This is a genomic window from Roseateles sp. PN1, assembly GCF_038419725.1.
GTDB lineage: Bacteria > Pseudomonadota > Gammaproteobacteria > Burkholderiales > Burkholderiaceae_C > Paucibacter_A.
In genome coordinates this window covers 274,802-299,336 of sequence record NZ_JBCARA010000006.1, presented here as the reverse complement: position 1 = coordinate 299,336, position 24,535 = coordinate 274,802, and the positions used below count along the sequence as shown (strand labels likewise).

The following is a 24,535-nucleotide window of genomic DNA, read 5'->3' as shown; positions in this document are numbered from 1 at the left end:
GCAGCGCGTTCAGCCGCAGCGCGTTCAGCCGCAGCGCGTTCAGCCGCAGCGCGTTCAGCCGCAGCGCGTTCAGCCGCAGCGCGTTCAGCCGCCAGCTGCACCTGCAACCGTGCTTGTTCGGCCGCACGGGCTTCAGCGGCAGATTCAGCGGCGGCAGCAGCAGCGGCAGATTCGGCTGCCGCTGCTGCAGCCGCCAGTTTGGCCTTGCGCTCCGCGTCTTTGCGGGCCTTCGCTTCATCGCGCGCCTGGGCACGTTCGCGTTGCCGTAGCGACAGTGCGGCTTGCTTTGCGGCTTTGGCTTGCGCGGCCTTGGCGGTCGCCTCAGCCTCAGCCTGTTCCTGTGCTCGCGCACGCGCCAATTGCTCGGCGCGCCAATGCAGAGCGTCTTGGCAAACCTGGTTTTGCAAAGCGGCCGTCAGCGCCAGCACCTGTGCCTGCAAGGTGGCCTGGGCATGGTCGGCCTCGCGCTGCTGCAAAGTCAGGGATTGGGCGCATTCACTTTGGGCCGTGGCAATCAATTGCTGCAGCCGCTGCTTGCGAGCCGCGAGGGCCGCGAGGGCCGCGAGAGCCAGACTGGCGGCATGCTCGGCCAGCAAGCGTGCCAGGCATTGCTCGGCCAAGGCGCGGGCTTGCCCTTGCAGCAGTAGCAATTGATCGGCCAGCTGCTTGGCCTGGGCGGGTAGCTCCTTGGCCTCCAACTGCTGGGCGAAGGCTTGAGCCTGGCTCAGCAACTGCCGGAAGAAGTCCGCCAACTGCTCTGAGCGTTTGCGCTGTGCCAACTGTTCTTGCTGATGCTGGCGGGCCAGCGCCAAGACCTCCGCCTGCAGCTGGGCCGCCAAGGCGCTGGCCTCAGCCTGGCATTGGGCCTGAGTTGCGGCTATCACCTGCTGCGCCTGCTTGGCGGCCTGCAGGCTCGCTGCCAACTGCGCGTCCAGCAAGGCCTGCAAATCCTCGGCAGCCTGTTGTTGGCGCTGCCGCCTGGCCCATTCATCCACGGCACGCGCCAGCACCTGGGCTTGCAGGCTGTTGTTGCAGGCCTCAACTTGGGCCTGCAGCGCCGCTTGCTCCGCCACGTCGGCAAACCGCGCCTGCTCGAAGGCTTGCATTTGCACTTGCGCACACTCGCGCAACAGCTGCTGAAGCTGGGCATGGCGCTCGGCTTGGCGCGCAAGCGCGGCGCGCGCGGCAGCTTGGGCTTGGGCTTGGGCTTCGATTCGAGCCTGGCGCGCAGCGTGTTCAGCCGCTTGGGCCTGCGCCTGGCGGGCTTGTTCGGCCGCTGCTGCCGCTTCTGCCTCCTCGGCCTGTTTCACCAGCACCGCAGCCCGGGCCGCCGCCGCACTTGCCGCTTGCTCAGCGGCCGCAGCTTCGGCGCGCAGTTCAGCCGCCCTGCACGTCGCGACGACATCGGGCGGCGTCGGCAGATCGGTGCCCAGCGCCAGTCGATGCGGCTGCGTGCGGCCGCTGATGTCCTCCACGTCCTCGACATCGTCCATATTCCAGCGCGGCTTCGAAGGGCGGGCCGGGCCTGAGGCGCACGGCGCGGCGCCCACGCTGGACTTGCTGCCATTGCCGCTGCTGCGGGCCTTGTCCACAGTGCGCCCGTTCAGGGCATCCACATTGGCGCGCAGGGTCTCTTGCGAGATGGACAAATCCACCGGCTTTTCGCGGTCACGCAGAAGTTGGGCGAAGTCCTGCATCACCCGGTTGGGGTCGAAGGGGGCGCTGTTCTTGTCCTGATCCGGGTCGCGGGCTGGCATGGCGCTATTGTGCGGCGCTGTGGGGTGCAGGGAATCCCGCAAATCCCGCCCCATCAAGCCTTGGGTTCGGCGCGAAACAAGGCGTCTACCAACGGCAGCCCTTGTCGCGCACGGCGTCCAGCGCCAGCGGCACGACGGCCAGCAGACCCGCCCCGCCGTAGGCCTGGCGACAGTCTTGCTTGCCGGCCTTTTCCAAGTCCTGGGCCAGCTTGGACTTTTGCTCAGGCGGGGTGGGCAACAAGTCCAGCGCGCCACGCGAACCGCGGCCCGACAGCTCGCCGCCGCGCGGCCGGGTAGGCAAAGACAAATTCAAGCGCGCCGGCGCTTGCGGCAACTCGCTGGCGGCCGATGGCGGCGTGGCCAGGTCGCGGCCGAGCTGGCTGCCGGCATCCGGCGCACCGGTTAAACCGACCGAGCCACTGGAGGGCTGCTGCGGCGAAGACGACGATGGCGCCTGACTCGTGGCCGGCTTGCCATCTTTGGCCGAAAGGCTGGCGCTGCTGGGCGAGCCCAGGCGCGGTGTCGCCGGGGTGGTGGTGACGCTGGCGCTAGGGCTGATCGAGTTTGGCCCGGCTGGCTCAGCGGCCGGTGCCGGCTCGGCCTTGAGCGGCTGCGACGTGCTGGGCTTCACGGCATCGGCACCGGGCGCGGGAACTGCTGCTGCCACGGGCCGGTCTGCGGCCGCCGGGCTTGGCGCGACTGGGGCCGTGGTGGCCGGCGATGGTGTCGTGAGCGGAGGAGCGGGAAGCAAAGGGCTGATCGCGGGCGCGGGCAGCGCTTGCACCGGGACCTGCACCGGCATGGGCTGCGGGCTAGGCACAGGCTTTGGCTCGAACTTGGGCAACTGATGCTGCAGGGGCGGCAGCTGTGGCAAGGCAGATAGCGCCTGAGCGGCCTGCCCCGTTGCCGCTGGGACAAGCGCATTGCTCGGGATCGTCGGGCTGGTCGGCCTGGCCTTGAGCAAGGCAGCGTCCGGCCGCACCCGCTCGAGCGCAGGGCTGGCAGTTGCCGCGTCAAACTGCTTCAAGGTCGGCGCAGGGCTGAGCGGCGCGAGCACTGGCGCCTGCAGCTCGGCAGGGGCCGGTGTGAGGACTACGGACTTGGTGGCAGTCAAGGCTGTGGCCGACAGACGTTGAACGGTGTTGGCGGGCGCCTGCAGCTTGGCCGTGCTGGGCGCGGGTTCTGACACTGGCTCGGGCAAGGCTTTGACACTGACTTCGGCTGCTGCAGGTGGAGCAGGCGATGCAAGAGGAGCGGGTTCCAGCGCTGCCGCAGGCGTCACCGATGCCACCGGCGCCCGGGGTACGGGCGGTGATACCGGGTTGGGCGGTTCAGGCGGCGCCGCCGGCCTTGCGTCAGCACTGACCGGCGGCAATGCCTGGGGCGCCCAGGGCCCGAGCTGCGCCGCGCCAGGTGGCGTCGTGGCAGCGGGCGTCTGCGCCAGCTCGCGCACCGCGCCGCCAAAGCGCTCTTGCGGCGCGCTGCCGCGTGGCCCGTTATTGCGAGGCAGCGCCGCGGGGTCGCCATCAGGGCTGCCGTTCACCGGCCCTTGCAAGGTGATATTGAGCCGGCCCCACACGCCGTCACCCGGGCGCGCCGTGCCGCCGGTGGTATTGCCCACCAGCAGCACCAGCCACAGGTGCAGCAAGCCGGCCAGCAGCAGGCATTGCTGCATGCGCGCCGGCTCAGCCGGGCGGCGCGCCAAGCCAAGGGCGGCAATCCAACTGTGCGGGCGGCCCAGAGCGTGCATGCCTAGGAACTTAGTGTGATGGCGCAGTGATTGAGGAATCGCTGGGCCGCGCCTCAGTCCTGCAGCGCGGCCATTTTGGCCTTCACATCGTCGGGCGACCAAAACAGCCAGCCGCGCGCGGCCATCAAGTCACGAATGGCCTGGCTTTGGCCTTGGTTGACCTTGCCGGCCAGCAGGCCCAGCGTCAGCGTGCTTTGCGCGTTAGCCATGCCGCCCTCGATCAAATCCTGCTTCAGCCGCTCCAGCACCACCGTGCGGTAGCGCTCCGAGGTGAAGAGCTTGAATCGGCCTGCCGGCACCTCGTGCTCTTCTTGCATTTGCGCCAGCTTCACGCCGGGCGTGTCGGCATAGCTCTTGGCTTCCAGCGCCAGCAATTCATTGCGGCCGAAATGCAGGGCCACCAGGTCAACGATGGGGCGCGGCGCCGAGGTCTTGCCGATGGCGCGCTTTTCGTCCTGTGTCAGGTTGACACGCACGCCCCGCCGCACCCAATAGCCCTCGGCCTCCAAGAGCTTGCACACGCAGTTTTCAAAGCCATCCGTCATATTCATCTTGTTTTGCCCCGAGCGCTTAAGCCATTAACTAGCAGGCGATTCTAGGAGGCCGCCCGCCTGGATTGCCCTACATCTGCATCTTGACTGCAGTGCCGCTACCATCTTGCCCAAACACCATCTGACCAACTTCCACCGGAGCCCATCGCCATGAAAGCCAATAACGTCCTCGCCACCATCGGCAACACCCCGCACATCCGCATGCAGCGCCTGTTCAATGGCGTGGCGGGGGCGCAGCAGCAGGTCTGGATTAAGTCCGAGCGCGGCAACCCGGGCGGCTCGATCAAGGACCGCATTGCCCTGGCCATGGTGGAAGACGCCGAGGCACGTGGCCTGCTGCAACCCGGCGGCACCATCATCGAGCCGACCTCCGGCAACACCGGCGTGGGCCTGGCCATGGTGGCCGCCGTCAAGGGCTACAAGCTGATTCTGGTGATGCCCGACAGCATGTCGGTCGAGCGCCGCCGCCTGATGCTGGCCTACGGCGCCAGCTTCGACCTGACGCCGCGCGAAAAAGGCATGAAGGGCGCCATCGCCCGCGCCCAAGAGCTGCAAGCCCAGCACCCCGGCGCCTGGATTCCGCAGCAGTTCGAGAACCCGGCCAACGTCGCCGTGCATGTGCGTACAACGGCGCAAGAAATCCTCAATGACTTCCCCGAAGGCCTGGACGTGCTAATTACCGGCGTGGGCACCGGCGGCCACATCAGCGGCTGCGCACAAGTGCTCAAGCAAGCCTGGCCCCAGCTGCAGGTATTTGCGGTGGAGCCCAGCGCCTCGCCCGTGATCAGCGGCGGCGCGCCGAGCCCGCACCCGATCCAGGGCATTGGCGCAGGCTTTATTCCGGCAAACCTGCACACCAATCTGCTCGACGGCGTGATCCAGGTCGATGCCGAACCGGCCCGCGAATACGCCCGCCGCTGCGCGCGTGAGGAAGGCCTGCTGGTGGGCATCTCCAGCGGCGCCACCCTGGCCGCCATCGCGCAGAAGCTGCCCGAGCTGGGCCCGAATGCGCGCGTGCTGGGTTTCAACTACGACACCGGCGAGCGCTATCTGTCGATCGAAGGCTTCCTGCCGGCTTGATTGATTGATTGATTGATTAAGCCAAGCGGCGGCTCACGCCGCTTGGGCTTTGCGTCAGGGTCATTTCGCACCCCTGCCCTGCTGGCCCGATGGCCGGCGCTAGTCTTCCAACTCCACGCTGGCGCCGACCTGATCATTGTCTTTCGCCGCCTGGCGGGCCAGTTCGGCCTCCAGGGGCCGCAAGGCATCCAGCAACTCAGTCACCGGCTTGGGCTCCACCAGGCGCAGGGCGGGCGGCGGCAAGGCGCTCAAATAGGCCGGGCCCAGCCAGTACTGCTGCTCCTGGCGGCGCGCCATGTCCAGGCCCAGGCCCAAGCAAGCCAGGCCGACCAGCGCCACAGCGATGCGGCGCTGCACCCGCGGACGCGGCCAGATCAGGCTGGCATGCCAGCCCAGCAGCAGCGCCAGGCCAAAAGCGTCAATCAAATCGTCCAGCACCATCAGGCGTGGCCAGGACAAGGCATAGGCCAGCGCGGGCAAGACCAAGCCCAGCAGCAGCATGCGCAGAATCAGCAAGCGCAAGGCAATGCGCAGATGCGCGGCGAAGGGGAAGCTGCGCCGGAACAGCTGAGTCACCAGCGCGCAAAAACCCACCCAGCTCAGCAAGCCTGCCAGGGGCAGCAGCACGGCGCCGCTGTAGTCCATCCAACGCGAACCCGGATTGAGCTGCGTCCACTGCTGACCCGCCAGCATGGCCAACCACAGCAGCAGCAAGCCCAGCACCGGGGCCAGGCCCGGGCGCAAATGCAGATGCTGGCCTTGCAGGCGATGCAAATGGGTTTCCAGCGGCTGCTCGGGCGGCAGCGCGGCGTCCAGGCCGCGCCAGCGCAATTGGCTGGCGCCGAGCTGGAACTGGCTTGTCGGGCCTAAGTCAGTCACATCACCGGCAAGCAGGCGCCGCTCACCCTGCCAGCCGCCATTCAGGCTGGGCAGCATGCGCAATTGCGGGCCGGCCTCGGTCCAGTCCAGCTGGGCATGCTCGGCGGCCAGATGGGCATCGTCGAGCACCAGCTCGCAAGCGGGCGAGCGGCCGATGCGCACGGGCCACTGCAAGACGCGCTGCGCCCGCAAGACCTGACCCTCGCGGCCCAGCAGCTCCAGCACGCCGATGTGATGCGTCGTCATGGCTTGGCTCGGCTGTTCTTCGGCGTCCATGCGAAGCCCTCCAGATAGTGGGCGCTGAGCTTCAGCGCGTTGTCAAAGCTCACGCCGGCGGCGTTGAAGCGGCCCAGCGCACCTTCGGTGGGCGCGTCCACCGTGGTCACCAGCACGCTCAAATCATGCAGGCCGGCCAGCTTGCGATAGGCCCGCAGGCAGACCACGGCACGCAGCGGCAGGCCCTCGCGGTCAATGAACTCCTCTTTGCAAAACGGCGCGGTGCGGTCTTTGTCGTCGCGGCCCAGGCGCTCATTGCGGAAGCTGGCCGAATACTGTTTGGCGAAGCGCCAGGGGCCGAGCTTGGCACCGTCGTAAGCCTCATGGCTCATGGACAGAAAGCCGGTCTGCAGGCTGCCATTGATGAAGAGCGCATGCTCCATGCGGCATTGCGAGCGCTGGAACTCCAGGCCTTTGGCATCCGCCTGTGTGCCGCGCCCCCAACAGCGCATGAACAACTCTTGCGGCACCGGCAGGCGGTAGCGCTCCGGGCTACTCGGCGCTTGCGCCTGCCAGGGTTGGGCGATGAAGCGAGCGCTCAGCTCCTCCTGGTAGGCCAGCAACTGCTCGCGCAGCCGGCCCCAGGCGGGCTGCGTCAGCGGCTTGGCATCGCGGCTGCGCATCAGCAAGGCCTGGGCATACTCGCCCGGCACCAGAAAGCTCATTTGCTGGGCGAAGAACATGGCCGAAACATTGACGCCCACCACCCGCCCGGCCTCGTCCAGCACCGGCCCGCCGCTCATGCCCGAGTTGATGCTGCCGGAGTAGTAAATCAGCGCATCGAAGCTGCGTTCCACCAGGCCGTTGTAATTGCCTTCGACCACGGCAAAAGCCACATCGTGCGGATTGCCCATGGAGTAGATGCGGTCGCCCTTGGACAGCGGCTGCTCCTGCGGGCGAAAGCGCAGCGCGGCGCCGCGAGGCGCAAAGTCCTTGACGCGCAGCAGTGCCAGGTCGCGGCGCACATCGATGTCCAGCAGCTCCAGCTTCCCGCCGCTGCCGTCGGTGCCCGCATACCGCAGGCGATAGCGTTCGGGCTCCAGAGCGAACTGGCTGATGACGTGATAGTTGGTGATCACATGGCCCTGCTCGCTGACGACAAAGCCCGAACCCACCGAGGCCTGGCTGTCCTGACTCTTGAGCAGGGTGCGGATTTGCAGCAACTGGCTGCGCGCGCCCTCGTACAGGCGCCGCGCACTGGCGGACACCGGCGCGCTGGCCGCAGGCTCAGCGGCTGCAGGAACAGACTCAGGCAAGGCGCCAGACTTGGGCTGCGCTTGCGCCTGCACTGACAACATCAGTGTCAGCATCAATGTCAGAAGGCTCAGCCCGCGACGCAACAGCCCGCGCCCGGCAAGACCTGACCCTCGCGCCAGCAAACAAAACGGCATGTGCAAGACCAACTCCCGGTGAGGCATGTGGCCTGGATGCTAGCGCAAGGGGCGAAACACCCCCGGATCGCGGTAGAAATCCAGGTTCTCGTTGGCCGCGCACCAGCCCGGAATGCCCAGCACCGGCAAGGCAAAGAAGGGCTTTTGGCGCAGGCGCAGCGGGTCTTCCAGCACGCTGGCATCCAAAAGCACATGTGCACAAATGGGCTTGCGCGGCTGCAGCAGCTTTTCCAGCAAGGCATGGCCCACCACTTGCCAGCGCGCCTGGCGCCACAGCGGGCGCAGGCTGCCGCCCAGCGCCGTCCAGTCCCGCTCGCGCAAAGCCTCGGCCAGGGGCGCCGGGGCTTGCAGGATCAGGCCGTTCTCGTCAAACAGGGTCAGGGCATCGCGCATCGGCCCGCGTCTCCCGGGGCCGGCTTCGTCTGCCGCCAAGGCCTCCAAATGCCATGCATTGAAGCGTGCTTTGAGCTGCGGCTGCTGCAGCCAGATCAGGCCATGGAAGAAGTCGTGCCAGTTGTCGCGCGTGGGCACGGCGGCTTGGCTGTGCACAAAGGCCTCAAAGCCCATGCCGGCGGGCAGCTCGGTCTGCGCCACAAAGCGCAAGTCGCCAGCGGGCAGATGGATGGGCTGGGCCTGCAGGGCCGAGTTCAAAGCCTGTGCCACCGAGGCGCCTTGCCTGATCTGCGCAAGCAACGGCTCGCCGAGGGTGCGCAAGGGCGCATACCAGGGCTGCTGCCAGTCGATCTGCCAAGGGGGCATCAGTCCTGCGCCCCGCTGATCGCGCTTAGCGCCACCGGCGGCCTGGCCAACAGCTCGGCCAGGCGCTTGAACTCAGCGGCCTGGGACGTTTGATCGCTAGGCTGCGCCGCATCCTGATCCGCCTCACTCAGGCTGGCCAACCACTCCAGCACCGCCGTTGGCAGGCCCCAGGCGGCCAGCAGCAAATAGCTGGCATCGCGGCGATCCAGACCATAACGCCGGCGTTCCTCGGCCCATTGCTCTGCCGGAGGGCGCTGCGCCCAGGCGCTTCTGAAGTCGAGATACGAGCTACCGATCACCCGCTGCAAGAGCAAGGCGCCCAGTTCAGCCCAAGCCAGCAGCGCGAAGGCGGCGAGGGGCACCGGCGCCTGATCATGCTGGCCCTGGGCCAGCGCCAGCAACTGCTGCCAACGCGCTTGCAAAGGCACAGCCACGGGCTGGCGCCCCAGCATCCAAGCCCGGGCCTGGATGGCATCCATCAAGCGACTGGTGCCCAGCTGCTGCAACAAAGCGTCGTCATCGGGCTGCAAAGACTGAGCGCCAAAACGTGCCTGTGCCGCCAGCCCGAGCGCATGAGCCCACAAGACCGGGTCGGCGCGCAGCTGCGTACCCAGGGGGTGAAAGCTAGCACCCGCCGCGGGCAGATCAAAAGCCGGCAGGCGCAGGGGCGAGGCCCAGTCCTCCGCTGCCTCCAAGGCCTGCAGCGCTTGCAGGTGGCGGCGCAAGCGGGCGGGTGGTCCGGCGAACCAGCCCCGAAAGGCCCGGCCCAGCGCCACCCGGCCGGAGTAGCCCAATTGCTGCGCGGCCAGCTCCACCGGGCAGTCTTGCAGCACCATCAATTCAAAAGCGCGCTGGCGCCGATGCGCCTCCAGCAAGGCACTGAAGCTGCAGCCCTCTTGCGCCAGATGGCGGCGCAGGGTGCTAGGCGTGAGTTGCAACTTAGCGGCCACCGTCTCGAGGCCGAAATCGCCTGGCTGCGTCGCCGCCTCGATGACATCGAGCACACGGCGCCACACCGGTTCGTGATCCAGCTGCCGCCGCCCCAGCACATCGAAGCATCTGGCCGTGCGCTGCCGCACGGCGGCGTGGCTGCCGGGCAAAGGCTTACTCAACCATTCAAGTGGCAAGCGCAGGCCAAAACAGTCGGCACCAAACTGCACCGCACAGCCCAGCAACTGATCCAGAACATGGGCTTGCGCGCTGGGCGGCGTCATGACCCAGGCGTCCAGCACCGTGGGCGTTTGGCCCAGGCAGAAATTGATGGCTCGGCGCAGCCAGGTCAGCGTGCCCTCCCAATAAGTCAACAAGCCCAATGGCGGCGCACTCATCAGCGGCGTCAGGGTGATGCGCAGCGTCTGCCCCTCTTCGCTAACTTGCAAGGTCGCCCCCGGCAACCAGACCGATTGGTGGTGAATCAGCTCGGCCAGCATCTCGTGCAGGGTCTCGCTGCTGCGGGCAAAGTAAAGCAAGCCTTCGCCCGCGCTGAGGTCCACCCGCGCCGCTAACTGGGCGCCGTAGTGAGGCTCGCCCTGGGCATGCAGGAAGAGCGCCATGTCCTGCCGCGCCTCCAGCGGCAGGCTGCGCAAATCGTTGGCGGGCACGCGCAGCAACATGCCGCGCGCCTCCAGCTCGGCCAGCAAGTCGGGCCGGTGCGCCAGGATCTCGTAGAGCGGCTGCAAATGCCGCAGCTCAACCCGGATGCGGGGATGCTCATGCATGCAGAGATGCCTCCACCTGGCGGGCGTCGAACAAACGCAGCACCGGACAAACCCGTTCGATCAAATGCAAGGGCTGCTGGCGCAAGGCCTCGCAATGAGCAAGCCAGGCCGATGCCTCGGTCCAGGCGTGATCGGCCTGACGCAGAGCCTGCAAGCAGCGTTGCGCCGCTGGACTGAGTTGAGCAGGCGTAGCGCTTGTCGAGTCCTCACTCAGCAGTTCATCCGCCCAAACCAAGGCATCGGCCCAAGGCTCGGCGCGGCCAGCTTGCACATCCTCCTGCAGGCGCTGCAAGCGCTGCAAGCAGTCGGGCGGCCACTGCCAGGCCGCCAGCAAAAGGCGCGCGGCTTGCAAGGCATCGGCACAGTCCACTTGGGGGGCAGGCTGCACCTCGTCGGCCAAGCTCTGCAACCACAAGCAGCCCAAGCTGAGGGCCGAGCACATGGACTCATGCGACGCTTCGAGCGGAGCTTCAATGGCCTGCAAGATCGCCTGCACCAGTGCCACGCGCATCCAGCTGCGGCGCTGCGTGCTCGACACGGTGTCGGCGCGGCCCTGCGCGCCACTGCCGGGCGAGGCCAGGGCTTCAAAAACGCTTTGCCGCAAGGCTGTGCTCGCCGCCAAGCCGCGTGGCGCCAGCAATGACGTCAACTCCGCGCGCAGCAAGGCCGGCCGCAGTGCGAACCAGTTCTGAAATGCACGCTCCAAGCCCGCACGGTCCGAATAGCCCAGCGCCACCGCCACCTGGCTCAAAGGCTGCTCGCCAAAGGCCACAGCGGCAAAGGCACGCGCACGCCGCTGCGCTTGCAAGAGGACATTGAAGCCTTGGCCCTCATTCATCAGCTGGCGCCGCAAGGTGCTGGCGCCGCAGGCCATCGCTTGCGCGGCCTGCTCCAGCGTCACCTGGTTCAACTGGGGCTGTGCGGCCAACCAGGCCGAGACTTTTTCGCTGGGCCGCTCTTGCGCTGCCGAAGGGCCGGGCAAGAGGCTGTCGACCTGCGGCCGCAAGGCGTTCAAAACGCCCGGGCTGTAACCCGGCAGGGGCAGCGTCAGCACCGAGCGCGGGTAGCGAATGACGCAGGCCTCACTGCCCCACTGAATCGGGCAGCCCAAAAGGGAATCAAGCACGCCGGGCTGGGACGATGGCGGGCTCATCAGATCGACCGACAAGGCCGCCAACTCGCCCCCGGCGCACTGCGTGAACACATGGTGCAACCACACCAGCCCGGCCTCGTAGCGCAACTGGCGTCCCAGCTTCTGGGTTTGGTAAGAAGGCCGCATATGAATGGCGACATGATGGGAATGCACCTCCATCTGCATATGGCCATCGGGCAAGATGCGCGCGCGCAGGCGCAGCAGCTCGGTCATGGCTTCCCCCAGCAGCGCATGGCTGCGCAGGTAGTACAGCACGCCGCTGGCCACGCTGGCATCGGCCTGCATCGCCAGCAAAGCACCCCGGTGTGGGTCGCCCTCAGCGTGCAGGCGCTCCAGCAGGCGCAGCATGGCCGAGGTAGGCATCAGGCCAAGGCCTTGCTGGATCACGACCCGCAGGCCGCAGTCACGCTCCAGGCTGCGCAGCAAGTCCGGCCGATCGGCCAGTTGCTGATAGAGCGGCTGCAAAAAGAACAGATCCAAACCTTTCATGATCTGTTCAGCACCTCCACCCGCTCGCCCCCAACTCGCACCTGGCTCGCTAACCGGTGCCCGCTTGCCGCGCACCTGCAAGCCAGGCACTGCGCGTCAGCCGATGAACTTCCAGCCCAGAGATTCGCCGCCGCGCAAGGGCTTGATCAGCGCCTCGCCAAAAGGCACGGACTCGGGCAGGGACCACTTCTCTTGGCGCAGCAGCACGGTGTCGGTGTTGCGCGGCAGGCCGTAGAAATCAGGGCCATGGAAGCTGGCAAAGCCTTCGAGCTTGTCCAGCGCGCCCATGGCTTCGAAGGCCTCGGCATACAGCTCCAAGGCCGACATGGCGGTGTAGCAACCGGCACCACAGACCGAGTTCTCTTTCAGCACCGAGGCATGCGGCGCGCTGTCGGTACCGAGGAAGAATTTGTTGCTGCCCGAGGTAGCGGCTTGAATCAGCGCCAAGCGATGTTGCTCGCGCTTGAGCACCGGCAGGCAGTAGTAATGCGGGCGCAGGCCACCGGTGAAGATGGCGTTGCGGTTGTAGAGCAAATGCTGGGGCGTCAGCGTGGCCGCGGTGAAGCGGTCGCTCTCGGCCACGTATTGCGCGGCTTCCAGCGTGGTGATGTGCTCGAACACCACCTTCAGTTCCGGGAAGTCCTTGCGCAGGGGGCGCATGACGCGGTCGATGAAGACGGCCTCGCGGTCGAACACATCCACCTCCGGGTCGGTCACCTCGCCGTGCACCAGCAAGAGCAAGCCCTCGCGCTGCATGGCCTCCAGCGTGCGGTAGGTCTTGCGGATATCGCTCACGCCCGCATCGCTATTGGTGGTGGCACCGGCCGGATACAGCTTCAAGGCCACCACGCCAGCATCACGCGCCCGGCGGATTTCCTCCACCGGCGTGTTGTCGGTGAGGTACATGGTCATCAAGGGCGTGAAGTTCGCACCTTCCGGCAGCGCCGCCAGAATGCGCTCGCGGTAAGCCTGTGCCAGCGCGGCCGTGGTGATCGGCGGGCGCAGATTCGGCATGACGATGGCGCGCGCGAATTGACGTGCGGTGGCGGGCAAGACGGCGGCCAGAGCAGCGCCGTCGCGCAGGTGCACATGCCAATCGTCGGGGCGGGTAATGCGGATCTCGTTCATGCTTGAATTATCTCATCCGCCGCTGCGCACCCGCCCATCAGGCCGGGCGCAACAAAGGCTTTGGCCTGCCCTTAGAAGCTGGGGTAGGCCGGCACGCTGGCCTCGATGTCCACCCAGCGTCCGGTGGCCAAGATGTTGTGCTTGCCCGCTGGCAAGGCGTAGAAGACTCGCGAGGCCACCGGCAACTTCAAGTCCTGCACCGAGCCCACGGCCTCAGGGCTCAAGGGCAAGCCGTACATCTCGAAGTACTTGCTCACGTCCTTGCCGATGATTTTGGAGCTCAAGACATAGAACAAGTCTTCGTTCTTGATGGTGTTGTTGGCATAGCGGCCCATGGCGTACTTGCCACGGTTATTGGCATCCCAGGCGCGCGCCACCAGGCGGTCGGCCTTGGTGAGCAGCTGGAAGAATTCCAGCGTGGTCAGCATGGTGGGTTGGGCCAGGCCATAGCGTTCCTTGGCATACAGGAAGGCCAGTTGGAAGTGCACCGCACGCATGGGGTTTTGCGAGCTGCCGCCCCACAGCTGCGTCTGCATATTGGCACGCAAGGCCTCACCGGTCAGACCCGCACCGCGCGCCGCCAAAAGCATGGCGTAGAGGCCTGGGTGATCCAGGTTATGCCCGGTATTGATGCCCATGGTCTCGTAGATACGCAACATGGTGGCGCTGGCCAGGATGTTGTTGTCGCACTCGGTCGAGCAGCCCTTACCGCCAGGCACCATGCGCATCACGCGCTGCACGGTGTTGTGACCCAACTCGTGCGCCCAGCCCCAGCCGACGCCCAGGCCGGCGGAGCCATCCGATGGGTTGCCGGAACACAGGAAGCCACAGGTGGCGATCCAGCCAATGAAGTGCTGCACGCCGGGCGCGTTATGAATGGGGCCGCTGCAGTCCCAAGCGAAGGCATCGCACAGCGTCGTGGCCGTGGCCGAAATGGGCATATTGCGATAGCCGTTGGCGAAGTGATTGCTATCGAACAAGCCTTCCTTGAGGTTGTTCACCACATAAGTGCGCGGGTCGCCGTTACCGATGGCGCTCTTGGCATATTTGGTGATTTGCTGGATTTCCCCACCCACAAACTTATTCGTCTGCCAACCAAAGTCGCCCTTCTTGAGCGCGGCCACCGCCTCGTCGAGTTCTGCCTGGCTCGGGTTCTTGGTGAAGTCAAAGTGGGCATATTTCGCCGCACCCTTGATACGCAAAGTGATCACAGTGGCAGGTGTTGCGCCACCGTAAGACAACATCAAAGGGCCGCCAAATGGCGAGACGAAATTGGTCACGCCACGCAAGGGAATGGCAAAAGAATTCGGGCGGCGCGGGCGGGCATAGCTGCCGTCCGTGAGGGGGTTGCCCCAGACGCGCAGGTAACTGGTTTGCAAAGACAGGCTGGTGGCGCCCTTGGCATCCAGCACTTCGACTTGCAGCGGCTTACCTGGGATGGACGCACGCCCGATCAGCGTAACGCCGCCGGTCTGCGGAATGGTCACCGTCAGCGTTTCCCAATCATTGCTGACCGCGATATCACGCGCCTGCGGGGGCATGTAATCACCTGCGCCGTTGGGCGGCACCGTGGTCGCACTGCGATTGAAGACCAGCCAGGAGTCAGAGGCATAGGTCCGCAAAAAGTCCCCTGAATTGCCCTTGGCCGAGAGCGGCGCGCCATAGCGCACATTCAAGCGCTGCAGGTCAGCCCACAAGGCGAGGTGGCGGAACAGCATCGCATCCGGGTCGGCAAAGACATTGGTGCCGGCACCCTGGATGCTGGACAAGGCGGTGCTGACGGTGTTGATGGGTTGCAGCGCCGTGCTGTCGGTCGCAAAGTCGATCTTCAAATCGGTGCGCGGCAGCATGCGCAGGGTCGAGATCAAACTCCCGAACTGATCGGCCTTGGCTATCAAATCAGCAATGGTTCGCGTGGCGCCAATTGACACCGCCGCGGCTGCGGCAAAGTAGTTGCCTGGGTAGCCGCCCAGGCTGAGGCCCATGCCGGAGACAACCCGCTGCGCGCCGTTGGAGGCGTTCCAGCTGGATTGCATAAAGACCACCGCCTTGCCGGCTTCTTGGTAGCTACGCACCAGATTGCCGAGTGCGGGGTTGTCGGCAACGCCGTTGCCAAACACGATCAGATCGAGCTGGCGCCAGCATGTGTTGGCCGGATCGGCCACCGCGCAGCTGGATACAACGCCCGTGCTGCCCACCCGGGTCAGGTATTGCTTGACCGTATTGCCGTCGTAAGCCGCGACACCGACGCGAACTTGCGCGGGCAAAGTCCCGTTGGCATCGCCGGTGATGACCCAATTCATGGCACGGCGGAAGATGGGAAAGTGCTGCTGCTGAGCGCTGGTACCGGCCATCCAGGCCAACACATTGGCGCCATAGACCAAGCCGCGGCCCGCGCCGATCATGGAGATTGCCGCCATGCCTGCGCCACTATCCGCACTCAGCAAGGGCGCAGCAAGACTGCTCTTGGCGACATTGACGGTGGTGCTATTGGTGCTGTGATTCAAGACCAGGCTGGCCGCGTCGTCCCCCAAGATGGCACGCACTGCGGGCATTTGGCTATTGGACAAAATCGAAGCCAAGCCCACCGCGCGATCCAACAAGGTGGCCTGATGGCCAGCATTCAAAGGGTTGGCATCGCCGGTGACCAAAGCCCGTTCGATCGGGTCGATGGGTGCGGGTGCGGGTGCTGGTGCTGGTGCAGGCGCGGGAGCTGGTGCGGGCGCAGGCGCGGGAGCTGGTGCGGGCGCAGGCGCAGGCGCGGGAGCCGGAGCTGGTGCCGGACCAGGCGCAGGTGCAGGTGTAGGCGAGGGAGCCGGTACGGGTGCAGGTGCAGGTGCAGGCGCCGGTGCTGGTGCTGGTGCTGGTGCTGGTGCTGGTGCTGGTGCAGGCGCCGGTGCCGGTGCCGGTGCGGGTGCCGGCGCTGGCCCAGGTGCGGGCGCATCCGGCTCCGCCGGGCTTGTCGGTGTCCCAGGCGCGGGCGCAGGCGCCGGCCCCGTCACCGGAGCGGAACCATCCGGAATTACTGGGTTGGGCGCCGGTGTTGGCGCGGGTATCGTGGGCTCAAGCTGGGGCGGAAGTGTTTCGACCCAAGTGTCAGGCCCGGGAGCCGGTGCCGGCGCTGGCTCGGGGGCAGCCGTAAAACCTGGGTTGGGGTCGGCGCTGCCGCCACAGCCAGACAAACTCAGACCCAGGGCCAGCGTCAGCGCGAGGGAAAGGGGGGCAAGAGGGGCAAGGGGAACAGGCGCACGCGAAGGCAGCAAATGCATGAAAAAGTGTTCTCGGTCAGGTCAACAAATCGACAAGGCCTGACCGCCTTCTTCAACATCGGCACGCCAGACCCCTCAAATAGGGGGGGGAGGCGGAAGTCTAAAAGTCCACTCCGGCGACCGATATGGCCGGAGCGCTCACTCAGCGAACATTTGCGCTCACATTCGCGCCTATTTGCTCGACAGGCGCACGGCGGCGCCAAACCAGAAACACCTGCTTACAAAGCACACAAATTGCTACAAGTGCGACCTGTGTCACCGCGACAGGCGCCGCAAGCAGGCGGCACCGTCAAGCCACACATCGGTCCCGGCGCAGGGTGGCCGGGACTGAGTTCAGTGTTGCAGGATCTTGTTGAGGAAGTCCTTGGCGCGCGGCGAGCGGCCATCCGGATTGCCGAAGAACTCTTCGCGCTTGCAGTCCTCGATGATCTTGCCGGCGTCCATGAAGATGACGCGGCTGCTGACCTTTTTGGCGAAGCCCATTTCGTGCGTCACGCACATCATGGTCATGCCTTCTTGGGCCAAATTGACCATCACGTCCAGCACCTCGCCCACCATTTCGGGGTCGAGCGCTGAGGTCGGCTCGTCGAACAACATCACGATCGGATCCATGCTGAGTGCGCGGGCAATCGCCACGCGCTGCTGCTGGCCACCGGAGAGCTGACCGGGAAACTTGTCCTTGTGCGCCGACAGGCCCACACGGTCCAGCATCTTCAGGCCACGCACCTTGGCGTCTTCCGGCGTACGGCCCAGCACCTTGATCTGCGCCAGCGTCAGGTTCTCGGTCACGCTGAGGTGCGGGAACAGCTCGAAATGCTGAAACACCATGCCTACGCGCGAGCGCAAGCGGGGCAAATTGGTCTTGGGGTCGGCCAGCGAGATGCCGTCCACCACGATGTCGCCCTTTTGAAAAGGCTCCAGCGCATTGACTGTCTTGATCAGCGTGGACTTGCCCGAGCCCGAGGGGCCGCAAACCACTACCACCTCACCTTTTTCGATTTTGGTGGAGCAATCGGTCAGCACCTGGAAGGGGCCGTACCACTTGGAGATGTTCTTGATTTGAATCATGACTTTGCTTTCTTCAATGATGCATTGCAGCACTAAACCTAAGGCATTCGGGCCGAGCGCCGGGCCGCCCCAAGCCGGCCCGCCTTGGCGATGTTTGGCGGTCAATCCGCCAAACATCGCCGCCCCCAAGGGGGGCGGATCAGCGTACTCGCTGGGCCGGGGGCAACATGCTTATCTGATGATGGCGATCTTCTTCTGCAGGCGACGCACCAGCATCGACAGGCTGAAACAGATCACGAAGTAGACAACGGCCGCAACCAGATAGGTTTCCACCGGGCGATTGAAGTTCTTGCCGGCCACCTCGAAGCCCTTGAGCAAGTCGTAAGCGCCAATGGCATAAACCAGCGAGGTGTCCTGGAACAAGATGATGGTTTGCGCCATCAGCACCGGCAACATATTGCGGAAGGCCTGCGGCAGCACCACGGTCTGCATGGTCTGGCTATAGGTCATGCCCACGGCATAACCGGCACTGACCTGGCCGCGCGGCACCGACTGAATACCGGCGCGCATGATCTCGGAGAAGTAAGCCGCCTCAAACACCGTGAAGGTGATCATGGCCGACATCTCCGCGCCCATGGGCCGCCCCACCAGCAGCGGGATCAGCAGGAAGAACCACAGAATCACCATCACCAGCGGAATGGAGCGCAAGGTGTTGACGTAGAAGGCAGCCGGCCAGACCAGCCACTTCTTGCCCGACAAGCGCATCAGCGCCAGCAAGGTGCCGAGCACAATGCCGCCCAAAGTTGCGATCACGGTCAGCTGAATGCTGAAGATCAGGCCCTTGAGGATGAAGCTGGAGACGACGCCCCAGTCGAGGAATGCGAAATCGAGATTCATAAAGCTTCCCGCTGGGCCGCCCCGAGGGAGGCTTGCGCCCCCTTGGGGGGCAGGAACGAAGTGACGTAGGGGCTCATCATCTGCCGGCTCCCAACATGCCAGGCACTTGGACGCGGTGTTCAATGAACAAAGCCAGGCGATTGACGAAGAAGGCGGAGATGAAATACAGGCCGGTCACTGCCAGATAGATCTCGATACCCTTGGAGGTTTCTTCCGACACTTGCAAGGCATACATGGTCAGCTCGGCAATGCTCACGGCAAAGGCCACCGATGAGTTCTTGATGATGTTCATGCTCTCGCTGGTCAGCGGCGGAATGACGATGCGAAACGCCACCGGCAGCAAGACATAGCGGTAGGTTTGCGGCAGGGTCAGGCCCATGGCCAGGCCGGCATAGCGCTGGCCCTTGGGCAGGCTTTGAATGCCGGCGCGCACCTGCTCGGCAATCCGTGCCGAGGTGAAGAAGCCCAGGGCCAGCACCACCAGGATGAAGCTGGGCACCTGGCGCAGCGGCGGGATCAGCGCGGGCAAGACGTGGTACCAGAGGAAGATCTGCACCAGCAGCGGGATGTTGCGGAAGGTCTCGGTCCAGGCGTCGCCAATGAAGACCAGCCACTTGTTCGGCGTGGTGCGCAAGATGCCCATCAAGGAACCGACGGCCAAGGCCACCACCAGGGCCAGGGCCGAGACGCTCAGCGTCCAGCCCCAGGCCGACATCAGCCAGTTCAAATAGGTGATGTCACCGCCGCTGCCAAAGCAACTCGGTATCACCTCCCCGTCGATGGTGTTCTTGCAGAACACCTGCCAATCCCATGTCGCCACGGCCTACCTCCAATCCACAAAACTCACGCAGACCTGCCGCAGCTTGCATCCGAGACCCGGTCATCGCGGGCGCTCGGTGCCTGGCATTCAGCCTTGCTGCAACTGATTCTCGTCAGTCCCATTCAAAAAACAAAGGCCGCGTTGCAGCGGCCTTCACAAGCACAAAGTGCTGGATCGATCCGCTTACTTCTTGGCGTAGTCTTCGGCCGGCTTGTCGTTCGGATTAGCCAGCGCAGCCTTGAGGTTATCGCTCATCGGCAGGCCCACCTTGGTGTTCGAGGGCGGGATCGGCTGCAGCAACCACTTGTCATACAGCTTGGCCACATCGCCAGACTTGATCATGGCCTTGATGCTGTCGTCCACGGCCTTCTTGAAGGCGGGGTCGTCCTTGCGGAACATGATGCCGATGGGTTCGACCGAGAACACGTCGCCAACGATCTTGTAGTCGGCCGGGTTCTTGGAACGCGACACCAGGCCAGCCAGCAGCGAGCCGTCCATCACGAAGGCATCGGCGCGGCCGGATTCCAGCAGCAGGAAGCTGTCGGCGTGATCCTTGCCGAAGACTTCCTTGAAGTCCACGCCAGTCGCGCGCTCATGCTTGCGCAGGGTCTGCACCGAGGTCGTGCCGGTGGTGGTAGCCACCGTGCGGCCAGCCAATTGGTTCACGGCGGTGATGCCGGAATTGGCCTTCACGACCATGCGCACTTCTTCCACGAAGGTGGTCACGGCGAAGGAAACATCCTTCTGGCGGGTGGCGTTATTGGTGGTGGAGCCGCACTCGATGTCCACGGTGCCGTTTTGCACCAAAGGAATACGGTTCTGCGAGGTGACCGGCTGATACTTCACGTCCAGCTTAGCCAGGCCCAATTGCTTTTGCACATCGGCCAAGACCTTCTGGCAGATCTCAACGTGGTAGCCCACGTACTTGCCATCACCCAGGGTGTACGACAGCGCGCCGGAAGACTCGCGCACGCCCATCGTGGCCGTGCCGCTATCCTTGATCTTCTTCAGCGTATCGGCTTGCGCGGCACCGATTGCAGCGGCAGCCAGGGCAAGGACGAGCAGAGATTTTTTGTTCATGAACACTCCTGAGTTTGAAGTCGCGGTGAACCGCAAAGATAGGTTGCGCTAGTGGTTAGCGGCACAACCCGAAGCAGAACATGCCCAAGGGCAGGTTCGAATAAGTGATTACACGAATTTGGACCCGACGCCGCCATCAGGCCGCGGTCAGGAATTGCCACAGCGCCAGTGCAGAGGCCTTGTTACGCCGGGACAGCTCAGGGCGCTCGCGATAGATGCGCAACTCCATCGTCAGCTCAAATTCGCCCGCGGCCGAGGCCTGCACCAGGCGGCCGTTGCGCAATTCTTGCTGTACCGAGCTGGCCGGCAAGAAGGTCAGGCCGTGGCCCTCCAAAGCCATCGCCTTGAGGCCTTCGGCCATATCGGTTTCGTAAATGGCATCGAGGTTCAAGGGCACAGCAGAGCCCTTGGCGATCAGCTCCACCAAGCGCCCCAAATAGGCACCCGAGGCATAGCTGAGGAATGGGATCTTCGGGCCGGCGTGGCCGTTGCTGGTGGCCAGCTTGCCCTTGGTTTGGCGGGGCAGCTGAAACATCGGCCGGCCCTTGGCATCGGCCTTGGCATAGGCCGCCAGGGTTTCCTGCCCCAGGGAGGCCATCTCGTAGCGCTCGGGGTCCAGCTGCAAAGGCTGGCTGGCGTGGTGATAGACGATCAGCAGGTCGCAATTGCCTTCGCTCAGCTGCAGCATCGCGTCATGCACATTGAGCGCATTCAGCCGGCACTTGAGCGCACCAAAACGCTGGCGCAGCCCCATCAACCAATGCGGAAAAAAGCTAAAAGCCAGCGAGTGCGGGACGGCGAACTCGATCATGTCCACGTCGGAGGACTGATGGCTGCGCATCATATTGCGCGTGGCTTGCAGATTGCCGAGGATCTCCACCGCCTGGGCCAGCAAGGTCTCGCCCGCTCCGGTCAAGCGGGTCGGGTAAGAGGAGCGATCCACCAAGTCAGTGCCCGCCCAGGCTTCCAGCGCCTGAATGCGGCGCGAGAAGGCCGGCTGCGTGACATGCCTCAGCTGCGCCGAGCGCGAAAAGCTGCGCGTCTCGGCCAAGCTCACAAAATCTTCAAACCATTTGGTTTCCACGCCGGGGAGTGTAGCCGCGCAGCAAGCGCCGCTTGATCGCCCGAGCGAATACCGGATCGGCTCTTGCGGCCGCCCTCACAGCATCCTCACCGCGCCCTCGCCACCCTCTCGTTTACCAGAAGATGCGCCGCACTCCCCCTCAATTGCAGGGGCTTGAGGTGAAGTTTTTCACGACTTGCCTGTATACAGTCAGCCGTAAGGTCATCTTCCAACTCACCGGCATTCGGGAGCTCGCTCATGCTGACATCAAGACTTTTGCTGACCGGCGCGTTCAGCGCATTTGGCGTATTTGGCGCAATCGCCGCCCTCACCTCGCCCGCGCAAGCCGCGCCCATCTTCGTCGACTTTGAAGCGGTGCCCAACACGGTCAACAACCTGGCGACCCAGGTCAACCCCTACAGCGCCGATCTGCAATTTGTCACCGGCGCCTTGAGCGTGACCAGCGCCTGGCCGGGCTCGCCCAATGGCGGAACCGGCTTGGGTAATTTCTTCCGCGATCCAGCCAAATACGGCTCGGGCACGCAGGGCGCGGTGTTCATGTCTGGTGATGCCGATCAAAACGGCAAGACCAGCTTGGTTTTCAACGTCGGCGCCGGTTTCGGTGAGTCGTTCTCGATGCTGTTCGCCACCAGTTCAGGTGTGGGTTCGGTCAGCGTCTTTGACGAGCTGGGTGGCGCGGGCCAGCAATTGGGCGAAGCCCAAAGCCTGATCAGCACCGGCGGCTGCAAGGACCCCGCAACGGGTGCTCCGCTCGCCGACTTTGTTTGCGAATGGCGCACGGCCACGGTGAACTTCTCCGGCACCGCCAAATCGGTACGGATTTCGGGCACCAATACGGCTTTCTGGCTGGATGACTTCCGCCTCGGCGCCAACGGCGGCGGCACCATTCCGGAGCCCGGCGGCGTAGCGTTGAGCTTGGCCGCGCTGGGCGCCTTGGCGCTGGGCCGCAAGAAGCAGGTCAAGTAAGGCCAAGCCCGCACAGCACTGCACAAGAAAAGGCCGCTGCACGGGATGCCGTGCAGCGGCCTTTTTCATTCACCTAATTCAAATCGCTCCAGCCTCAGGGCTGGGCTCAAGCTGGCGCCACCTCACCGTCACCGCCGCTCTGCTGCATCCGCCACATCCGGGCATAAACGCCCTGCTGCGCCAGCAAGGCGTCGTGGTGGCCGCGTTCAACGATGCGGCCCGCCTCCAAGACCAGAATTTCATGCGCATCCACCACGGTGGACAGGCGGTGGGCGATCACCAGCACGGTCTTGTTCTGCCCGGCGGCGTCCAGCTCGGCCTGAATGGCGCGCTCATTGCTGGAGTCCAGCGCCGAGGTCGCCTCATCAAAAATCATCAGCGGCGGGTTCTTCAGCAAGGTGCGGGCAATCGCGACGCGCTGCTTCTCGCCGCCCGAGAGCTTGAGCCCACGCTCGCCCACCATGGTGTCGTAGCCCTTGGGTGTGGCTGCAATGAAGTTGTGGATGTGCGCGGCACGGGCTGCTGCCTCCACCTGGGCTTGCGAGGCACCGGGCTGGCCGTAGGCGATGTTGTAGGCCACCGTGTCGTTGAACAGCACCGTGTCCTGCGGCACGATGCCGATGGCGCGGCGCAGGCTGGACTGGGTGACGCTGCGCAGCTCCTGGCCATCGATACGAATGGCGCCAGAGTCGATGTCATAAAAGCGGAAGAGCAAGCGCGCCAGCGTGCTCTTGCCCGAGCCGCTGGGCCCGACCACCGCCACCTTCTTGCCGGCCGGGATCTCAAAACTAACATTGTGCAGGATGGGCCGCGCCGGGTCGTAGGCAAAGCTGACATGATCGAAGCTCACGGCCGCGCCCTGCAGTTGCAAGGTCTTGGCGCCGGGCACATCGGCGATCTCGCGTTCGCGCTCCAGCAGGCCAAACATCTTGTCCAGATCGGTCAGGCTTTGCTTGATCTCGCGGTAGATCACGCCCAAGAAGTTGAGCGGGATGTAGAGCTGAATCATGAAGGCATTGACCATCACCAGGTCGCCCAAGCTCATGCGCCCGGCCACCACGCCTTCGGTGGCCCGCCACAGCATCAGCACCAAGGCGCTGGCGATGATGAGTTGCTGGCCGGTATTGAGCAGCGACAGCGTGGACTGCGCCTTGAGCTGAGCGCGGCGCAGCTTCTCCAGGCTTTCGTCGTAACGGCGGGCTTCGAAGTCCTCGTTATTGAAGTACTTGACGGTTTCAAAGTTCAGCAGCGAATCAATCGCCTTGCTATGCGCCACCGAATCCAGCTCATTGAGTTGCTTGCGGAACTTGGTGCGCCACTCGGTCACGGTGATGGTGAAGCCGATGTAGAGCACCAAGGCGGCCAGGGTGATCCAGGCGAACCAGGCGTCGAATTTGATCGCCAGCAGGCCCAGCACCAGGCCCACCTCGATCAAGGTCGGGACGATGCTGTAGAGCGAATACGAGATCAGCGAGTGCACCGCCCGCGTGCCGCGCTCGATGTCGCGCGTCATGCCGCCGGTCTGGCGTTCCAGATGGAAGCGCAGGCTCAGGTCGTGCAAATGGCGGAACACTTGCAAGGAGATTGAGCGTGCCGTGCCCTCGGTGGCCTTGGCGAAGATCAGCTCACGCAACTCGGTGAACAGCGAGGTCGACAAGCGCAGCGCACCATAGGCCACCAAAAGCCCCAACGGCACCACCGCCATGCTCTGCACCGAGCCGGGCTTGATGGCCAGGCTGTCCACCAGATTCTTGAGCAAAAGCGGCACGCCCACATTGGCCAGCTTGGCACAGAGCATGAAGCCCAACGCAATGCCGACGCGCCAGCGGTAGCGCCACAAGTAAGGCAAGAGCTTTTGGACGGTGGCCCAGTCGCTGCGTTCGGGCTGAGGGCTGTGAGGCTTGCCGTTAGCTGTGTCAACGGGCAAGGCAAGAGCTGGACTTTTTCGCATGGACGCTTTGGAGTGTCTCGGACTGAGGGTGGCGTATTCACCGAGAATAGGCCTCGATTCTCTCAGGTGACCACGATGTCCGACGCCCACACGCCCAATTCCGAAACCCCGACCCCTGGTACCCCCCTCGCCGACATGCCGCGCGAGTTGGTGCTGCGCGTCATGCCCTTGCCCGCCGATGCCAATGCCAATGGCGACATCTTCGGCGGCTGGATCATGGCCCAGGTGGACTTGGCCGGCTCGGTGCTGCCCGCCAAGGTTTCGCGCGGCCGCGTCACCACCGTGGCGGTGAATCAGTTCATCTTCAAGCAGCCTGTCTCGGTGGGGGATCTGCTGTCCTTCTACGCCCAGGTCACCCGCATCGGGCGCACCTCCATCACCGTGCATGTGGATGTGATGGCCGAGCGCAACCCGGCTGACCCGCAAGTGGTCAAGGTCACCGAGGCCAATCTGACCTATGTGGCGATTGACAGCCAGGGCAAGCCACGCGTGATTGAAGTGAAGTAAAGCCCAACTCAACACCACCGCC

Annotated in this window: 19 protein-coding genes and 1 pseudogene; 4 read left to right on the top strand and 16 right to left on the bottom strand. The window is 64.7% G+C overall.

The window, feature by feature from the left end:
* The 3 genes and pseudogenes from AABB87_RS12205 to AABB87_RS12195 all read right to left on the bottom strand — a co-directional run.
* Positions 1 to 1,757: pseudogene (locus AABB87_RS12205) on the bottom strand (hypothetical protein); the annotation flags it as partial.
* Between the two features lie 85 nt (positions 1,758 to 1,842).
* Complete coding sequence (locus tag AABB87_RS12200; RefSeq protein WP_341971497.1) at positions 1,843 to 3,507, bottom strand: hypothetical protein; 1,665 nt, start codon at positions 3,505 to 3,507, stop codon at positions 1,843 to 1,845.
* Positions 3,508 to 3,560: 53 nt separating this feature from the next.
* Entirely contained in the window at positions 3,561 to 4,058 is a 498-nt protein-coding gene (locus AABB87_RS12195) for a hypothetical protein (RefSeq protein WP_197418112.1), read from the bottom strand.
* A 150-nt stretch (positions 4,059 to 4,208) separates the two neighbouring features.
* On the opposite strand from AABB87_RS12195, the gene cysK reads away from it, so the two are divergent.
* On the top strand, positions 4,209 to 5,138 hold the full coding sequence (gene cysK / locus AABB87_RS12190) for a cysteine synthase A (protein WP_341971496.1): 930 nt from the start codon (positions 4,209 to 4,211) through the stop codon (positions 5,136 to 5,138).
* A gap of 99 nt (positions 5,139 to 5,237) precedes the next feature.
* Here cysK and AABB87_RS12185 read toward each other — a convergent pair whose 3' ends face one another.
* From AABB87_RS12185 to AABB87_RS12155, 7 genes are all read right to left on the bottom strand, one after another.
* Positions 5,238 to 6,293, bottom strand: a complete 1,056-nt coding sequence (locus tag AABB87_RS12185) for an FHA domain-containing protein (RefSeq protein WP_341971495.1) — start codon at positions 6,291 to 6,293, stop codon at positions 5,238 to 5,240.
* Positions 6,260 to 7,603 carry a S1 family peptidase gene (locus AABB87_RS12180; RefSeq protein WP_341971494.1) on the bottom strand — a complete coding sequence of 448 codons (1,344 nt, stop codon included), beginning with the start codon at positions 7,601 to 7,603 and terminating at the stop codon, positions 6,260 to 6,262. The genes AABB87_RS12185 and AABB87_RS12180 overlap by 34 nt, the downstream gene beginning before the upstream one ends.
* 120 nt (positions 7,604 to 7,723) lie before the next feature.
* Positions 7,724 to 8,443: a DUF3025 domain-containing protein gene (locus AABB87_RS12175; protein WP_341971493.1), complete on the bottom strand. Its 720-nt coding sequence runs from the start codon at positions 8,441 to 8,443 to the stop codon at positions 7,724 to 7,726.
* Positions 8,443 to 10,161, bottom strand: coding sequence for an AraC family transcriptional regulator ligand-binding domain-containing protein (locus tag AABB87_RS12170; RefSeq protein WP_341971492.1), 1,719 nt, complete (start codon positions 10,159 to 10,161; stop codon positions 8,443 to 8,445). The genes AABB87_RS12175 and AABB87_RS12170 overlap by 1 nt, the downstream gene beginning before the upstream one ends.
* On the bottom strand, positions 10,154 to 11,803 hold the full coding sequence (locus tag AABB87_RS12165) for an AraC family transcriptional regulator (protein ID WP_341971491.1): 1,650 nt from the start codon (positions 11,801 to 11,803) through the stop codon (positions 10,154 to 10,156). The genes AABB87_RS12170 and AABB87_RS12165 overlap by 8 nt, the downstream gene beginning before the upstream one ends.
* Positions 11,804 to 11,899: 96 nt before the next feature.
* Positions 11,900 to 12,931 carry a dihydroorotase gene (pyrC, locus tag AABB87_RS12160; protein ID WP_341971490.1) on the bottom strand — a complete coding sequence of 344 codons (1,032 nt, stop codon included), beginning with the start codon at positions 12,929 to 12,931 and terminating at the stop codon, positions 11,900 to 11,902.
* Positions 12,932 to 13,002: 71 nt separating this feature from the next.
* Positions 13,003 to 15,582 carry an ImpA family metalloprotease gene (locus AABB87_RS12155; RefSeq protein WP_341971489.1) on the bottom strand — a complete coding sequence of 860 codons (2,580 nt, stop codon included), beginning with the start codon at positions 15,580 to 15,582 and terminating at the stop codon, positions 13,003 to 13,005.
* A gap of 173 nt (positions 15,583 to 15,755) precedes the next feature.
* Here AABB87_RS12155 and AABB87_RS12150 point away from each other — a divergent pair, with 173 nt between their 5' ends.
* On the top strand, positions 15,756 to 16,073 hold the full coding sequence (locus AABB87_RS12150) for a hypothetical protein (RefSeq protein WP_341971488.1): 318 nt from the start codon (positions 15,756 to 15,758) through the stop codon (positions 16,071 to 16,073).
* Between the two features lie 460 nt (positions 16,074 to 16,533).
* On the opposite strand, the gene AABB87_RS12145 is transcribed toward AABB87_RS12150, so the two are convergent.
* The 5 genes from AABB87_RS12145 to AABB87_RS12125 all read right to left on the bottom strand — a co-directional run bounded on the left by AABB87_RS12145 (position 16,534) and on the right by AABB87_RS12125 (position 21,089).
* A complete protein-coding gene (locus AABB87_RS12145; protein ID WP_341971487.1) occupies positions 16,534 to 17,268 on the bottom strand; it encodes an amino acid ABC transporter ATP-binding protein in 735 nt (244 codons plus the stop codon).
* 171 nt (positions 17,269 to 17,439) lie between these two features.
* Entirely contained in the window at positions 17,440 to 18,105 is a 666-nt protein-coding gene (locus AABB87_RS12140) for an amino acid ABC transporter permease (protein WP_341971486.1), read from the bottom strand.
* Positions 18,106 to 18,181: 76 nt separating this feature from the next.
* Positions 18,182 to 18,925 (bottom strand): amino acid ABC transporter permease, encoded by a 744-nt coding sequence (locus AABB87_RS12135; protein ID WP_341971485.1) that lies wholly within the window; start codon positions 18,923 to 18,925, stop codon positions 18,182 to 18,184.
* Positions 18,926 to 19,108: 183 nt separating this feature from the next.
* Positions 19,109 to 20,005 (bottom strand): amino acid ABC transporter substrate-binding protein, encoded by an 897-nt coding sequence (locus AABB87_RS12130; RefSeq protein WP_341971484.1) that lies wholly within the window; start codon positions 20,003 to 20,005, stop codon positions 19,109 to 19,111.
* A 136-nt stretch (positions 20,006 to 20,141) separates the two neighbouring features.
* Positions 20,142 to 21,089, bottom strand: coding sequence for a LysR substrate-binding domain-containing protein (locus AABB87_RS12125; RefSeq protein ID WP_341971483.1), 948 nt, complete (start codon positions 21,087 to 21,089; stop codon positions 20,142 to 20,144).
* Positions 21,090 to 21,326: 237 nt separating this feature from the next.
* On the opposite strand from AABB87_RS12125, the gene AABB87_RS12120 reads away from it, so the two are divergent.
* On the top strand, positions 21,327 to 22,055 hold the full coding sequence (locus AABB87_RS12120) for a hypothetical protein (RefSeq protein ID WP_341971482.1): 729 nt from the start codon (positions 21,327 to 21,329) through the stop codon (positions 22,053 to 22,055).
* A 106-nt stretch (positions 22,056 to 22,161) separates the two neighbouring features.
* On the opposite strand, the gene AABB87_RS12115 is transcribed toward AABB87_RS12120, so the two are convergent.
* Positions 22,162 to 24,006: an ABCB family ABC transporter ATP-binding protein/permease gene (locus AABB87_RS12115; protein ID WP_341971481.1), complete on the bottom strand. Its 1,845-nt coding sequence runs from the start codon at positions 24,004 to 24,006 to the stop codon at positions 22,162 to 22,164.
* 135 nt (positions 24,007 to 24,141) lie between these two features.
* Here AABB87_RS12115 and AABB87_RS12110 point away from each other — a divergent pair, with 135 nt between their 5' ends.
* Entirely contained in the window at positions 24,142 to 24,513 is a 372-nt protein-coding gene (locus AABB87_RS12110; RefSeq protein WP_341971506.1) for an acyl-CoA thioesterase, read from the top strand.
* Positions 24,514 to 24,535 lie beyond the last annotated feature (22 nt).

What these genes read in the sequence shown, in the direction of transcription:
- cysK (WP_341971496.1), top strand. Translation starts at nt 4,209, where the DNA reads ATGAAAGCCAATAACGTCCTCGCCACCATCGGCAACACCCCGCACATC.
- AABB87_RS12185 (WP_341971495.1), bottom strand. Translation starts at nt 6,293, where the DNA reads ATGGACGCCGAAGAACAGCCGAGCCAAGCCATGACGACGCATCACATC.
- AABB87_RS12165 (WP_341971491.1), bottom strand. Translation starts at nt 11,803, where the DNA reads ATGAAAGGTTTGGATCTGTTCTTTTTGCAGCCGCTCTATCAGCAACTG.
- AABB87_RS12195 (WP_197418112.1), bottom strand. Translation starts at nt 4,058, where the DNA reads ATGAATATGACGGATGGCTTTGAAAACTGCGTGTGCAAGCTCTTGGAG.
- AABB87_RS12175 (WP_341971493.1), bottom strand. Translation starts at nt 8,443, where the DNA reads ATGCCCCCTTGGCAGATCGACTGGCAGCAGCCCTGGTATGCGCCCTTG.
- AABB87_RS12115 (WP_341971481.1), bottom strand. Translation starts at nt 24,006, where the DNA reads ATGCGAAAAAGTCCAGCTCTTGCCTTGCCCGTTGACACAGCTAACGGC.
- AABB87_RS12145 (WP_341971487.1), bottom strand. Translation starts at nt 17,268, where the DNA reads ATGATTCAAATCAAGAACATCTCCAAGTGGTACGGCCCCTTCCAGGTG.
- AABB87_RS12180 (WP_341971494.1), bottom strand. Translation starts at nt 7,603, where the DNA reads ATGCTGACACTGATGTTGTCAGTGCAGGCGCAAGCGCAGCCCAAGTCT.
- AABB87_RS12130 (WP_341971484.1), bottom strand. Translation starts at nt 20,005, where the DNA reads ATGAACAAAAAATCTCTGCTCGTCCTTGCCCTGGCTGCCGCTGCAATC.
- AABB87_RS12110 (WP_341971506.1), top strand. Translation starts at nt 24,142, where the DNA reads ATGCCGCGCGAGTTGGTGCTGCGCGTCATGCCCTTGCCCGCCGATGCC.
- AABB87_RS12200 (WP_341971497.1), bottom strand. Translation starts at nt 3,507, where the DNA reads ATGCACGCTCTGGGCCGCCCGCACAGTTGGATTGCCGCCCTTGGCTTG.
- AABB87_RS12170 (WP_341971492.1), bottom strand. Translation starts at nt 10,161, where the DNA reads ATGCATGAGCATCCCCGCATCCGGGTTGAGCTGCGGCATTTGCAGCCG.
- AABB87_RS12120 (WP_341971482.1), top strand. Translation starts at nt 21,327, where the DNA reads ATGCTGACATCAAGACTTTTGCTGACCGGCGCGTTCAGCGCATTTGGC.
- AABB87_RS12140 (WP_341971486.1), bottom strand. Translation starts at nt 18,105, where the DNA reads ATGAATCTCGATTTCGCATTCCTCGACTGGGGCGTCGTCTCCAGCTTC.
- pyrC (WP_341971490.1), bottom strand. Translation starts at nt 12,931, where the DNA reads ATGAACGAGATCCGCATTACCCGCCCCGACGATTGGCATGTGCACCTG.